This is a genomic window from Steroidobacter sp. (assembly GCF_036406195.1).
Classification (GTDB): domain Bacteria; phylum Pseudomonadota; class Gammaproteobacteria; order Steroidobacterales; family Steroidobacteraceae; genus Steroidobacter.
In genome coordinates, this window is record NZ_DASWVW010000056.1 from 68,306 (window position 1) to 82,164 (window position 13,859).

At 62.6% G+C, this 13,859-nt stretch carries 16 protein-coding genes; 13 read left to right on the top strand and 3 right to left on the bottom strand.

What is annotated here, in order from left to right; translation table 11 throughout:
- Positions 1–8: 8 nt before the first annotated feature.
- Together hemP and VGE08_RS21885 are read left to right on the top strand one after the other, a co-directional pair.
- Entirely contained in the window at positions 9–209 is a 201-nt protein-coding gene (gene hemP, locus VGE08_RS21880) for a hemin uptake protein HemP (protein WP_331070053.1), read from the top strand.
- A gap of 126 nt (positions 210–335) precedes the next feature.
- The gene (locus VGE08_RS21885) at positions 336–638 is read left to right on the top strand and encodes a hypothetical protein (protein ID WP_331070054.1); all 303 of its coding nucleotides are present in this window, start codon (positions 336–338) and stop codon (positions 636–638) included.
- A 4-nt stretch (positions 639–642) separates the two neighbouring features.
- Here VGE08_RS21885 and VGE08_RS21890 read toward each other — a convergent pair whose 3' ends face one another.
- From VGE08_RS21890 to flgA, 3 genes are all read right to left on the bottom strand, one after another.
- The gene (locus VGE08_RS21890) at positions 643–1,128 is read right to left on the bottom strand and encodes a flagellar protein FlgN (protein ID WP_331070055.1); all 486 of its coding nucleotides are present in this window, start codon (positions 1,126–1,128) and stop codon (positions 643–645) included.
- A gap of 12 nt (positions 1,129–1,140) precedes the next feature.
- The gene (gene flgM, locus VGE08_RS21895) at positions 1,141–1,458 is read right to left on the bottom strand and encodes a flagellar biosynthesis anti-sigma factor FlgM (protein WP_331070056.1); all 318 of its coding nucleotides are present in this window, start codon (positions 1,456–1,458) and stop codon (positions 1,141–1,143) included.
- 321 nt (positions 1,459–1,779) lie between these two features.
- Positions 1,780–2,448, bottom strand: a complete 669-nt coding sequence (flgA, locus tag VGE08_RS21900) for a flagellar basal body P-ring formation chaperone FlgA (RefSeq protein ID WP_331070057.1) — start codon at positions 2,446–2,448, stop codon at positions 1,780–1,782.
- 610 nt (positions 2,449–3,058) lie between these two features.
- Here flgA and flgB point away from each other — a divergent pair.
- From flgB to flgL, 11 genes are all read left to right on the top strand, one after another.
- Positions 3,059–3,466, top strand: a complete 408-nt coding sequence (gene flgB, locus VGE08_RS21905; RefSeq protein WP_331070058.1) for a flagellar basal body rod protein FlgB — start codon at positions 3,059–3,061, stop codon at positions 3,464–3,466.
- 32 nt (positions 3,467–3,498) lie between these two features.
- Complete coding sequence (gene flgC / locus VGE08_RS21910) at positions 3,499–3,912, top strand: flagellar basal body rod protein FlgC (protein ID WP_331070059.1); 414 nt, start codon at positions 3,499–3,501, stop codon at positions 3,910–3,912.
- Positions 3,913–3,956: 44 nt separating this feature from the next.
- Positions 3,957–4,628: a flagellar hook assembly protein FlgD gene (locus VGE08_RS21915; protein ID WP_331070060.1), complete on the top strand. Its 672-nt coding sequence runs from the start codon at positions 3,957–3,959 to the stop codon at positions 4,626–4,628.
- Positions 4,629–4,680: 52 nt separating this feature from the next.
- Positions 4,681–5,904, top strand: a complete 1,224-nt coding sequence (flgE, locus tag VGE08_RS21920) for a flagellar hook protein FlgE (RefSeq protein ID WP_331070061.1) — start codon at positions 4,681–4,683, stop codon at positions 5,902–5,904.
- Between the two features lie 151 nt (positions 5,905–6,055).
- Complete coding sequence (flgF, locus tag VGE08_RS21925; protein ID WP_331070062.1) at positions 6,056–6,799, top strand: flagellar basal-body rod protein FlgF; 744 nt, start codon at positions 6,056–6,058, stop codon at positions 6,797–6,799.
- Between the two features lie 43 nt (positions 6,800–6,842).
- The gene (gene flgG / locus VGE08_RS21930) at positions 6,843–7,628 is read left to right on the top strand and encodes a flagellar basal-body rod protein FlgG (protein ID WP_331070063.1); all 786 of its coding nucleotides are present in this window, start codon (positions 6,843–6,845) and stop codon (positions 7,626–7,628) included.
- Between the two features lie 42 nt (positions 7,629–7,670).
- On the top strand, positions 7,671–8,342 hold the full coding sequence (flgH, locus tag VGE08_RS21935) for a flagellar basal body L-ring protein FlgH (RefSeq protein WP_331070064.1): 672 nt from the start codon (positions 7,671–7,673) through the stop codon (positions 8,340–8,342).
- A gap of 50 nt (positions 8,343–8,392) precedes the next feature.
- Positions 8,393–9,511 (top strand): flagellar basal body P-ring protein FlgI, encoded by a 1,119-nt coding sequence (locus VGE08_RS21940; protein WP_331070065.1) that lies wholly within the window; start codon positions 8,393–8,395, stop codon positions 9,509–9,511.
- A 25-nt stretch (positions 9,512–9,536) separates the two neighbouring features.
- On the top strand, positions 9,537–10,487 hold the full coding sequence (flgJ, locus tag VGE08_RS21945; protein ID WP_331070066.1) for a flagellar assembly peptidoglycan hydrolase FlgJ: 951 nt from the start codon (positions 9,537–9,539) through the stop codon (positions 10,485–10,487).
- Positions 10,488–10,524: 37 nt separating this feature from the next.
- Positions 10,525–12,414, top strand: a complete 1,890-nt coding sequence (gene flgK / locus VGE08_RS21950) for a flagellar hook-associated protein FlgK (protein ID WP_331070067.1) — start codon at positions 10,525–10,527, stop codon at positions 12,412–12,414.
- Positions 12,415–12,420: 6 nt separating this feature from the next.
- Complete coding sequence (gene flgL / locus VGE08_RS21955) at positions 12,421–13,629, top strand: flagellar hook-associated protein FlgL (protein WP_331070068.1); 1,209 nt, start codon at positions 12,421–12,423, stop codon at positions 13,627–13,629.
- Positions 13,630–13,859 lie beyond the last annotated feature (230 nt).

Consider the following 13,859-nt stretch of genomic DNA (forward strand, 5'->3'; position numbering starts at 1 on the left):
TTGCACTCATGCTGCAACACCAACCGAAAACCCCTCTCCGCCCCGCGGAGGTTCAATCGCCGGCCACCGAGCCCGCTCGAGGGCCGGCGATTCCTTTGCTGCGCTCGGAAGAGCTGTTCGGCAAGGCGCGGGAAATACTGATCGAGCACAGCGGCGGCTATTACCGCCTGCGCGTGACTCACAGTAACAAGTTGATCCTGACCAAGTAGAGACCTGCCCCCGATACTCTAGCTCGCCAGTGCCGCTTTCCGTGCGGCGTTAGCCAGCTGCCTTCATTCGCCGCCGGAACAAACATCGGCCGAAGCGTTGCGATTCCTGCCGTGAGGAGCAAAGTGATGAATGCAGTCGTATCCCGCCGCCGTTTGACTCGCGTGATGACCGATGACGATCGCGGTGTGGAAGTGGCGCAGCTGCAATCCGTGATGCATCGGATTCAAAGCTCGCTGCGCAATGTGCCGCCGGCGCAGCGCGAATACATCGCGAACGCGTTGCTGAATCTGGCAGTGACGCGCATGGTAGAAGAGGAGGGCAAGACGCTGACCGCCAGCATCCTGATGCGGTTGGGCGATGTGGTCGCCCACAGCGATGCACCGCCGGCCCCCGAAAGAGCCGTCGATCTCAATCACATCAACGGGTGATTCTTCAGACGGACACCAGCACGCGACCGGTGCGCGGCTGGTTCTGGAACGCGCCCTGCTTGCCGTAGACCTTCGGCTCGCCGGCGCGGCCAGTGACGATGTCCAGCATGCCTTGCACTCGATTCATGCGCGCAGTGACCAGTGCGCCATTGCGATCATTGGCTGTGCGGCAGCGATGGGCGCGATCGTTGAGCTCGCTCCAGCGGCGTCGCAACTGTTTGGATGGATCGCACCAGGCGAGGATGCGGTCGAGACCTTGAGCATCCGCGGGCACGTTCAAGGCCCGGCACAGCGCCTTGCGATCGTCTTCGATTCGCAGCAATGTGCCGATGCAGTTCTGTCGCGCCTGAGCTGCGCGATCCAACGCCTCAATGTCGTTGGCGACCAGGACTTCGTGCTCGCGGTCGAGCAACTGTAACAACTGGTCGAGCGTGCCCGATTCTTCCGCAATCAGTTTTTCGAGATGTTCGCGACAGACAACCGGATCCACGAAGCCTCACTCCTACTTGACCAACGCCGCTCCTAGATCGCGATCCATGCGCAGCAGCTTGTCGGCGATGCGCTCCGGCACCACCTGGTAACTACCATCCTCGATCGCCTGGGCGATCCGGGCGACTTTCGCCTCGTTCACCACCGGCGCCGCGTTCACTGTCTGTTCCAGCGCCGCCAGCTGACGAGCCTGGTCGGTGATGTGCACGGGATTGGCCGGCTTGCCCGCCACTTCGGCGGCACTAGCGGCACCATCGCGCGTGCGCGACACCGACTTATCGGTGCCCACCTGCACAGGGGTGTTCTGGTAGCCAGTGATTTTGGTCGTCACGTCCAGTTCTCCGGTTGCGGCCGACAACAACGTCGCACCGCTCGAGGGGTGTAACGGCCGCGATTCTGAGAACTTTAGCAACCCCATCGGCCATGGCCTCAGAGGTGTCTTAGGGGATACTCGCAAGCTGCGAAAATCCGGCACGACAATACGTCAAATCAGCCTGGCTTCAGTCGCTCCCGCATAGCCGCTCTCTGTACGCACTCCTCACCATCACGCGTATTTTCTGAGACTTGCCTCTCGCTCGCGGCGCCGTAGCGACGTTCGGCGACACGGGAAAACCCTTAACGTCAGAAAAATGCCGCGCGCATCGGCCGGGTTTCATAATCCGACCCTGACAATCCCCGAACTTTCCACTACGCCTTCGACAACTTTGAGCGAGCTCACATTCCTGACCCGCACGCGTTCATCGGCGGCGCCCTCAGTGAGCGCTTCGCCCTGCGCGCGAATCTGCACTGGACCGTTCGCTGCAATCAGCGTGACCTGCTGACCACGCCGAACCAGCACGTCCGGCTGGAGCATGTCTACCGTCAGCGCCGTGCCGACCGGCAAAGAGCGCTTGAGCCTGTGTCCCTTCAGGCTCGCCACGTCATTAATAAAGACAGTCGCGAGCCCCGGCACTCGACGCACCTGCGGCTCCACATCGGCAAGCTCGACTCGCGAGCGCCGCGACAGCGGCCGGCGCAGTACCAGCACCGACGTTTCGACCTCGATGGTGACCGGCACATATATCGTCCAGGGATTGCCGGACGGACAGCGCACGCCGATGGTCATGCGGCCCGTGTTCATTCCGGTTCCCTGCGAGAACGCCTCCAACGGCGCCGCGCACGGATCCAGCCGCAGGCGCAAATCGAGCTGGTTGGCGGTCACATAATGTTTGACGGATTTTTCCGGCAGGGAAGACCGTACGAACTGTTCCGCCGCCGTCTGAATCGCCTCCAGCGACTGCACTTGCGCATGTGCCGCGAACGGCAAGGCCGCAAGAGCCACGAGAGTACATATATAAGAGCGAAGCCTGATCACAGTACGAGCCGCTGATAGTCGTCTCATTGACGCTGCCACAGATAAAGCAAAGTGGATGCCAAGAATCACGCACGGCCCCAGCACGTGCGCCCCGATACCACCCGATCGTAGGAACTGTGACGTGGGCAACAAATCATCCAAACGACGAAATTGCCGGGCCGGCCCTGAAGAGGTTTTGCAAGGGAATTAAGAGTGCGGCTCCAGCTCCTGTCAAAGCTCCACTGAGCCTTCATCGGCGATCGGGGTGAGGTTCCTCCTCCCGGCAGCCTCGATCCAACATGGATGTTGGTCGGGGCAGCAGCTCCAGGGACGGACGAGCAACGGCGCACGCGATAGCGTAGCGCCGGCGGGTGCGCGGTGCCGGGAGGAGGAACCTCACCTCGAGCGCCGCGAGCCACCGTGGCCTCTTCTCTGCCGCAGGCGGCAAAGAGTTGCCGCCTCGGCGTGAACCACGTCGCGGGAATTCTGTTTGCTCGCGCTCTTACGAAGCCACAGCGCCAGGAAACATGCGGCTCACGGCCGGATGGCACGCGCCTTGCTAACTACCTTCCCAGACAGTTTTCTGACGGATGCAGTCATGCCGATCGGTCTCGACAAGTATCTCGGAGTGCACGCGCAAGCGTTGAACTTGCGTTCGCAACGTACCGAACTGCTCGCGGCGAACCTGGCGAATGCCGACACGCCGGGCTATCGCGCTCGCGACATCGACTTCAAGAGCGCGCTGGCTCAAGCCAGCGGCAATGCAAAGCCGGGCGTGCAGTTGCAGACGACCAATGCAGCTCACATCGGTCCCAAGCTCGTTAACGGCGCGCCGTCGCCCGAACTGAAATACCGCACGCCGCTCGCACCCTCGCTCGACGGCAACACCGTGGATGCGCAATTGGAGCAGGCGGCGTTCGCAGAGAACACGGTTCGCTATCAAGCGACTCTGCATTTCCTGAGCAGCAAGTTCCGCGGCCTGATGACCGCAATTACCGGCCAATGATGGCCGGCCAGTAACCGCGAGGTTAACCCGTCATGTCATCTTTCAAGATCTTCGACATCGCCGGCTCCGGCATGAGCGCGCAGTCGGTGCGTCTCAACACCACCGCGAGCAATCTCGCCAACGCCGACAGCGTCAGCGGCGATCCGAATCAGGTCTACAAAGCCAAGCATCCGCTGTTCGAAGCAATCCGCGCCGGCCTCGGCCAGGACGCAGCGAGCTCGGGTGTCGCCGTGAAAGGCATCTTCGAGAACCAGGCTCCGCCGAACGCGCGTTACGAGCCCGGCAATCCGCTGGCCGACGTCAACGGCTACGTGTATTCGCCCAACGTGAACACCGTGGAAGAGATGGTCGACATGATCTCGGCGTCGCGTTCGTACCAGAACAACGTCGAAGTGATGAACACCGCCAAGGAAATGATGTTGGCAACGCTGCGGCTCGGCCAGTAATCGAACCAGTAAGCCGGCGCACGAACATTCGGAGCTGAAGAGCAATGAGCACTACCGATCCCATCGCCGCCTACGCCGCGCAGGCCCAAGCCGCCGCCGAGCAGGCGCGCAAGAAGGACCAGACCCTCGGCATCGACTCGTTCCTGACCTTGATGACGGCGCAGCTGCGGAACCAGGACCCGCTGAAACCGCTGGAAGGCACCGAGTTCATTTCTCAGCTCGCCACCTTCGGCACCGTGTCCGGCGTGCAGGGGATGCAGACATCGCTGGAAACATTGGCGGCGTCGCTGCGTTCGACGCAGACGTTGAACGGCGCGACCATGGTTGGCCGCGACATTCTCGCTGCGGCCTACTATTTCGAGCACACGCAGGGCGGCACAGTCAGCGGTCAGATCGATGTGCCTGCCGGCACCACCGCATTGCAGCTGCGTATCACCGACTCCACCGGCGCGGTGGTTCGGGAGATTCAGCTGGATACCACCGCGGGGACGCAGAACTTCACATGGGACGGCTTGCGCAGCGACGGCACGCAGGCTGAAACGGATGACTATGACATCGAGGCCATCGCCACCGTGCGCGGCCAGACCGGATCGCTCGAGGTGTTGATGTCGGGCCGCGTGTCCAGCGTCAGCATCGATCCCACGGGCACCAATCTCACTTTGAATACTGCGGCGCTCGGGTCTGTGGCCATGGCCGACGTGCGTCGCGTGATGTAACCGTCATCGATCGAATATTCGCTTTCAACAGGATTCTTCAGGAGTAGCTTCCATGTCTTTCGGTATCGCGCTCAGCGGTCTCAATGCGGCTCAACAGGACTTGAACGTCACCGCCAACAACATCGCCAACTCATCGACGACCGGCTTCAAGCAGTCGCGCGCCGAGTTCGCCGAGCTGTTCGCGGTCTCTCCGTACGGCGTCAATCGCAACGCGCACGGCAACGGCGTGAAAGTGGCCTCGGTGTCCCAGCAGTTCACCCAGGGCAACATCAACACCACCAACAACAGCATGGACCTGGCGATCAGCGGCCAGGGCTTCTTCATTCTGAACGATGGCGGCGCCCTGGCGTACACGCGCGCCGGTGCGTTCCGCCCCAACAACGAAGGCTACGTCGTGAACAGCATGCAGCAGCGCTTGCAGGTGTATCCGCCGTCGGCCACCGGTGGCTTCAATACCAGCATGATGACGGATCTGCGCCTGGTGACGAGCGAGAGCGCGCCGCAAGCCACTACCGAGGTCGAGACGGTGTTCAATCTGCCGTCCGCCGCTACCGTGCCGGTGACTGCTACGTTCGATCCGGCTGACGAGACGAGCTACAACACTGCTCGCTCGATGACGGTGTACGACTCGCTGGGCGCCGCGCACACGGCCAGCATGTACTACGTGAAGACGGCCACCAACGAATGGGATCTTCACATGACCATCGACGGCAACCCGGCCGGGACGCAGCACCTGGTCTATGACCAGAACGGCAATCTCGCGACGCCTGCCAACGGCCAGTTCGTGCTGCCCGTCTACGATGCGGCGGCGGGCCTGTCGACCGGCGCCGCCCCCATCCAGCTCACGTTCGATCTGAGCCGCACCACGCAGTACGGCGATACGTTCACGATGACTTCGATCACGCAGGACGGCTTCACCACTGGCCGCCTGATCGGCATCGATATCGACTCCACCGGCGTGGTGCAGGCGCGCTTCACCAACGGCCAATCGACGCAGCTCGGCCAGGTAGCAATCGCGAACTTCGCCAATCCGCAGGGCCTGCAGCAGCTGGGCGACACCAACTGGGCGCAGACGTTTGCTTCCGGCCAGCCGTTGAACGGCCAGGCGGGCAACTCCGGTTTCGGTCTGATCCAGTCGGGCGCGCTGGAAGCGTCGAACGTCGACATCACGGCGCAGCTGGTCAGCATGATCACCGCGCAGCGCAACTTCCAGGCGAACTCGCAGATGATCTCGACCGCCGACCAGATCACCCAGACCATCATCAACATCCGCTAACTGCTAGTGACTAGTGGTTGGTAGTTAGTGGTTGGTTTGGAGGAGAAGTGATGTTTGCAGTATCCGAGAAAGCAGTGAGGGCGTCGCGCCAGAGACGCGGGAGCGATTTGGCTGATTCTTACCAACCACTAACCGCTAACCACTAACCACTATGGATCGTTTCCTCTACATCTCGATGTCGGGCGCCAAGGAGACCTTGCGCGCCCAGACCGCGAACAACCACAACCTCGCCAACGCGAGCACGACCGGTTTTCGCGCCGACATGAGTGCGTTTCAAACGCGTGCCGTGGCCGGTTCGGGATATGCGTCGCGCGCGTATGCAACCAACTCGACGACGGGTTGGGATCCGTCGCAAGGCGCCTTGATGGCTACTGGCCGCGATCTGGACGTGGGCATCAACGGTCGAGGCTGGATCGCGGTGCTGGGCAAGGACGGCCGTGAGGCGTATACGCGCGCCGGCGATCTGCGTGTGGATCCCAACGGCATGTTGTTGACCGGCACCGGCCTGCCGGTGATGGGCGAGGGCGGACCGATCAGCTTGCCGCAGAGCTCGTCGATGACGATCGGCGCCGACGGCACGATCTCGGTCATTCCCGTGGGCCAGGGCGCGGAGACCGCCGCGATGGTCGGCCGCATCAAGCTGGTGAATCCGCCGGATTCGGAGTTGGTACGTGGCGAGGACGGTTTGTTTCGTACCGTCAACGGTGCGGATCTGCCGGCCGACGCCAGCGTCAAGCTGGTCGCCGGCTCGCTCGAGACCAGCAACGTCAACACCGCGGATGCCATGGTCAACATGATCGAGCTGGCGCGCCGCTTCGATCTGCAGGTGAAGGCGATGCGCACCGCCGAAGAGAACGCGACCACTTCGGCACAGCTCCTGCGCGGCGGCATCTGACAATTCACCAGTCATCAGTCACTAGTCACTTCAGGTATCCATCATGAACCCAGCCTTGTGGGCCGCCAAAACCGGACTCGATGCGCAGCAGACGCGCATGTCCGTCACGTCCAACAACCTCGCCAACGTCAACACGACCGGCTACAAGAAGAGCCGCGCAGTGTTCGAGGAGTTGCTGTATCAGAACGTGCGGCAGGTCGGCGGCTCGACCTCGCAGGACACGGTAGCGCCGACGGGTTTGTCGCTCGGCACCGGTGTTCGCGTCATCGCTACCGAAAAGCAGTATTCGCAAGGAAACATGCAGACCACGGGCAACAGCCTGGATCTGGCGGTCAGCGGCCGCGGCTTCTTCCAGATCCTGTTACCGGACGGCACGATGGCCTACACGCGCGACGGCGACTTCGAGCTCAATCCGCAAGGCGAGCTGGTCACGTCCAGCGGCTATCGCGTGCAGCCGGGCATCCAGATTCCCGATGGCGTGCAGAGCGTCACCATCGGCAAGGACGGCGTGGTCACCGCGCAGATCGCCGGCGACTCGCAACCGACTCAGATCGGCACGCTGCAGCTGGTGGACTTCATCAATCCCGCGGGCCTGCAGCCGCGAGGCGAGAACCTGCTGCTCGAATCCGCCGCGAGCGGTGCGCCGCAGATCGGCACTCCGGGCTTGAACGGTCTGGGCTTCATCGAGCAGGGCTCGCTGGAAGCTTCCAACGTCAACGTGGTGGAAGAGCTGGTCAACATGATCGAGACCCAGCGCGCCTACGAGATGAACTCCAAGGCCATCTCCACCACGGATCAGATGCTCTCGTATCTGACGAACCAGCTGTGAAGTGAATAGTGACCAATGACTAATGAATGGTCGGAGAGCGCGATGAAGATGATCCGTGGGTTTGTGCTCGTCGGCGCCGCGTTCGTGCTCGGCGGCTGCGTGACTCCGCCCAAGGAGCCGGACTACTCCGCGACCTGGCCCGAGCCGCCGCCGACGCAGGAGCATGCCAATGGCGCGATCTATCAGGTGGGTCACGACATCGCGCTGTTCGAGAACTCGGTGGCACGTCGGGTGGGGGACACGCTGACGATCCGACTCAACGAGCGCACCAATGCCTCGAAGAGATCCAGCACCTCGACCAGCAAGACCACCAGCATCGATCTGCCCGGACCGACCATCGCCGGCCGGCCGGTCACGCGCCACGGCACGCCCATCCTGACCACTCAGGTCGACAACGCAACGAGCTTCGATGGCGAAGGCGACAGCGCGCAGAGCAACCGGCTCGAGGGAGACATCACAGTAACCGTCGCGCAGCGGCTGCCGAACGGCAATCTTCTGGTCAGGGGCCAGAAATGGATCACAATCAACCAGGGCCGCGAGTACGTGCGCGTCCAGGGCATCGTGCGTCCCATCGATATCGATCCCGATAACTCCATCTCATCTTTGAAGGTCGCCGACGCGCAGATCGCGTATGGCGGCAAGGGCGCGCTCAACGACGCCGCCACACCGGGTCTGTTGGCACGATTCTTCAATGTTCCCTGGTTGCCGTTCTGATCACGGCGCCACCAGCATGATCGAGTATGACCAGGCGGATCGATAGCGTGATGAAGCTCACAAACTCACTGGCGAAGATGCTTGCCGCGCTGACGGTCGCCGCGACGATGGTCGCTCCGGCGCACGCCGAGCGTGTCAAAGATCTGGCGTCGGTGGCCGGTGTCCGCGGCAACCAGCTGGTGGGCTACGGCCTGGTCGTCGGCCTTGAGGGCACGGGCGATCAGACCAGCCAGGCGCCGTTCACCATTCAAAGCATTCGTAACATGCTGGCCAAGTTCGGCGTGACCATCCCGGCGAACGTAAATCCGCAGCTGAAGAACGTCGCCGCCGTGACGGTGCGCGCCGATCTGCCGGCGTTCTCGAAGCCAGGCCAGACGATCGATATCACGGTCGACTCGATTGGCAATGCAACGAGCTTGCGCGGCGGCAGCCTGTTGATGACGCCGCTGCGCGGTATCGACGGCGAGGTGTACGCGATCGGCCAGGGCAGCCTGGTGGTCAGCGGCTTCGGCGTGCAGGGCAAGGATGGCTCGCGCATTTCCGTCAACGTGCCGAGCTCCGGCCGCGTGCCGAACGGTGCGACGGTGGAGCGCGCCGTGCCGAACAATTTTGCCAGCGAACCGTACGTCGTCCTGAACCTCAACACTCCGGACTTCACCACGGCAGCCCGCTTGACCGACGGCATCAATCAGATGCTCGGCCCCGACACGGCCCGTGCAATGGATGCGGTCTCGGTTCGCGTGCAGGCGCCGACGGATCCGAGTCAGCGCATCGCGTATCTCTCGACGCTCGAAGCGATCGAGATTCAGCCTGGCGAAGCGCCGGCGCGTGTGATCGTGAATTCCCGCACTGGCACTGTCGTTATCGGTTCCGCCGTGCGTGTAACTCCGGCCGCCGTTGCTCACGGCTCGCTATCAGTGACGATCACCGAGCGTAACGACGTGAGCCAGCCGAATCCGTTGTCCGATGGACAGACCGTCGTGACGCCGCGCTCCGACATCAGGGTCGAGCAGCCCGAAGCTCGCATGTTCGTGTTCAACGCGGGCGTGAATCTGGATGAGATCGTGCGTGCGGTGAACCAGGTCGGTGCCGCGCCGGGCGACCTCGTCGCCATCCTCGAAGCACTGAAAGAAGCGGGCGCGCTGCGCGCCGAGCTGATCGTCATCTGACGGTGCTACAGCTGGACCAGGCAACATGACCGCACCCGTCAATACATCCTTCGATTTCGCCGCGTTGGCCGCGCTGCGCAACGACGCGGCCAAGTCGCAGAACGCGGCAACGCTCAAGGAAGCGGCAAAGCAGTTCGAAAGCCTGTTCACGCAGATGATGCTGAAGAGCATGCGCGACGCGAATCGCGTTTTCAGCGAAGGCTCGATGTTCGGCAGCTCGCAGGGCGATTTCTATCAAGACATGTTCGACGACCAGATCGCCGTGCACCTGTCGAAGGGCAGGGGCCTGGGCCTCGCCGACATGCTGGTGCGCCAGCTGGCACAGTCCGGACTGGTGGGGCCCACGGATACGGCTGCCGTTCAAGACGGCGCCGGTGCCACGTTCCCCGCGCAGACTCAGAATGGGTCGGCCAGTGCCGATCATCAGCCGCTGGCAAAGTCCAAGGAAGAGTTCGTGCGCATGATGTGGCCACACGCGCAGCGCGCCGGCAGCGCATTGGGCGTCGATCCGAGCGCGCTGGTCGCGCAAGCCGCATTGGAAACCGGCTGGGGCCGGGCAGTGCCCGCGCAAGGCAGCGGGTCGAGCAGTTTCAACTTGTTCGGCATCAAGGCCGGTTCGGGCTGGGAAGGCGCGACCACGAATGTGCCCACGCTGGAATTCGAAGAAGGTGTGGCCGTGCGAAAGGTGGAGCGCTTCCGCGCCTACAGTTCACCGGCGGACAGCTTCAACGACTACGCCCGGCTGATCGGCAACAACCCCCGTTACGAGAATGTCCGCTGCGCGGGCGGCGATGTGGCCGCCTTCGCCACGGCATTGCAGGAAGGTGGCTATGCCACCGATCCCAACTACGCGCAGAAGATCGTCGCGGTCGCCGCCGAAGTTCGCGCTCTAACCAACGGCTCGCCGGATGATTCCCTCAAGTTCGCCGCGCTCTCGCCGACAAACGGCGGAAGCGGCGGACTGCGACGGTTCTGACCGATGAGCCACTTGCAACCGCTTTTCCGGTGAAGTCATGGCAGACCTTTTGAATACCAGCATCTCCGGCCTGCTCGCGTTTCAGCGGGCGCTGGATGTCACCAGCCATAACATCACCAACGCCAACACTCCGGGCTACAGCCGGCAGCTGCCCGACTTCCTGACGCGCCAGCCGCAGTTTCTCGGCGGCAATTGGGTCGGCGCCGGCGTGGATGTCACGAGCGTCAATCGCGCTTATGACAACTTCCTGTCGCTTCAGTCGCGCAGTGCGTCGAGCGCGTACAGCCAGTCCAATACCTATGCAACACAGGCGGCGCGCGTCAGCAACCTGTTCGGCGACTCGACCACCGGTCTGAGCGCGTCGATGCAGAAGTTCGTCAATTCGCTGCAAGCCGTGGCGGATACGCCCAATTCCATTGCCGCACGCCAGACCATGCTGAGCGAAGCTCAGACGCTGGTCGATCGCTTGAAGAGCTACGACGCCAGCCTGCGCAGCCTCGACAGCCAGGTCAATGCCTCGATCTCCACCGAAGCCGACACGATCAGCTCGCTGGCGCGCGGCATCGCCGAGCTCAACCAGCAGATTGCCAATGGCTCCGCCTCCACCAAGCAGTCGCCCAACGACCTGCTCGATCAGCGCGATCGCCTGCTGGACGAGTTGTCGAAGCATGTGAATGTCAGCGTCGTCAGCACAGACGACAACCAGGTGAATGTGTTCATCGGCAACGGCCAGCCGCTGGTGGTCGGGAACGATCCGGCGCGAGTGGTTGCGACCTCCGATCCGTACGATCCGACGCGCAAGCGGCTGGCAGTGCAGTCGAGCGTTGGCACCATCGATATCACCAGCTCCATCTCCGGCGGCAGCCTCGGCGGCCTGCTCAGCTTCCGTTCGGAAATGCTCGATCCGGCGCGCAATTCCATTGGCCGCATCAGCGTGGCGCTGCACGACGTGATGAACGAGCAGCATCGCGCCGGCATGGATCTCAATGGCGATGCGGGCGGCAATTTCTTTTCCGTCGGTGGCGTCGATGTACGCCCTCATGCCGGCAACACCAGCGGCGTCGGCGCTACGGTCACGCGCACCGGTGCGGCTGCGCTGACCAACTTCGATTACACGCTCACCAACACTGCCGGCGGCTGGACCATGCGCCGCAGTGACGGCACGACGCTGACGATGACCGGCACGGGCACTGTTGGCGATCCGTTCGAAGTCGATGGTTTGTCCATCGTCATCAACGGCACGGCCAACGTGGGCGAAAGCCTGCAGCTAAGGCCGACCTCGGCCGCGGTGAGCTCGATGCGAGTGCTGGTCACCGATCCGGCCCAGGTCGCGGCGGCGGCACCGATCGTTGCGCAGGCCACCGCGGGCAATCAGGGCAATGCCGCCATCAGTGCCGGTGAAGTGATCAATCCCACCAATCCGGCGCTGCGTACCGCGGCGACCATCACCTTCACCAGCAGCACTACCTATACGATCAGTGGTGACGCGACGGTGTACACCCTGCCGGCCAATGGCGAGATTCAAGCCAATGGCTGGCGCGTGCAGATCAGCGGCACGCCGGTCGCGGGCGACACGTTCACCGTCCGCGACAATAGCAACGGTACGGGCGACAACCGCAACGCGCTGTTGCTCGCCGGCCTCATGACCGAGCCGGTATTGAACAATCAAACCACCTCGCTGTCGCAGGCCATCGGCCAGTTCGTCGGCGACATCGGCGTCAAGACCAATCAGGCACGAGTGACTGCCGATGCGCAGAAGGTGGTCGCCGAAGAAGCGCAGTCCGCCATGCAAGCCGTGTCCGGCGTGAACCTCGACGAGGAGGCCGCCAACCTGCTGCGCTATCAGCAGGCGTACATGGCCATTTCGCAAATGATTCGAGTCGCGGACACCTGTTTCCAGTCCGTGCTCGACGCCACTCGCAGGTAATCCACCATGCGCATTTCCACGCTCGGCTTTTCGATGGGCTCGATCAGCGCCATGATGACGCAGCAGAGCGCGCTCGCGAAGCTGCAGAACCAGGTGGCACTCGGGCTGCGGGTGGTAACGCCGTCCGACGATCCCATCGCGTATGTGCACATTCAGGAGCTGCAGCGCGCACAGTCCGAATCCGAGCAGTTCGCCAAGAACAGCACCCTGGCGAAGAATCGCTTGAACATCGAAGAGCAGGCGTTCGTAGATACCAGCAACGTAATGACCCGCGTGCGCGAGCTGATGGTGCAGGCTGGCAACGTCGCCACGCTGAGCGACAATGACCGCCGCTCGATTGCCACTGAGCTCGCGGCGCGCCTGGAAGAGCTGCAGGCCATCGCCAACCGGCAGGACGGCAACGGTGAATTCCTGTTCTCGGGCTACTCGACCAAGACGCAGCCGTTCTCCGGCGGCAGCGGCACGCCGGTCAACTACGTGGCCGATCAGGGCACGCGTCAGTTGCAGATATCCTCGAGCCAGCGCGTCGCCGACAGTCACAACGGCTTCGAAGTGTTCATGAACATTCTCGAAGGCAATGGCACGTTCGTGACGGCAGTAAACATGAACAACACCGGTTCGGGCGCCATCGACGTGGGCTCGGTGGTGGACCGGACCAGCTGGGTGCCGGACGACTACACCATCGAGTTCACGAGTCCGACCGACTACCGCATCCTCGACGGCGCAATGCCCGCGAATGAGCTGCAGGTCGGTACGTACACATCGGGCAGCCCGATCACATTCAATGGCGTGAGCGTGACGATCAGGGGTGCGCCGGAAACGGGCGATACGTTCGCAGTGAATCGCAGCCGCAGTGAAAGCATCTTCGCAACCATCGGTGAAGTGGTCGACCTGCTCAACCTGCCGGTCGGCAGCCCCGCGGCCAACGCCAAGCTCACCTCGACGTTGAGCAACTCGCTGCAGCAGATGGATCAAGCCACGGATCATTTCCTCGGCATCCGTGCGCAAGTGGGCGTGCGGCTGGCCACCATCGATTCGGTCGACTCCGCTCGAGAAGCATTGGATATCGATCTGAAGAGCACGCTGTCCGATCTGCGCGATCTGGACTATGCCGATGCCATGACCAGGCTCAATCAGCAACTGGTCGGCCTGCAGGCAGCGCAGCTGTCCTACAGCAAGATCTCCAACCTGTCGCTGTTCAACTACTTGCGCTAGTTCACAAAACGGTGGGCCGCCCGCTGGGGTTTTTAACCAAATCGAGCGACTGTAAAGCACCTGTCCGTGACCGAGTCCTCAGTTCGCATCGATCTGGGAACACCCACTTAAGTTCCCTCCGGGCGCACCGATACATGACTCGAACAGCAGTCCGGCGCACATCACGCCGTAAGTGCTGAGATGCAAGCCGGCAGACAGGGGTCTTCCGGCAAAGTAATCCACCAGGAGTT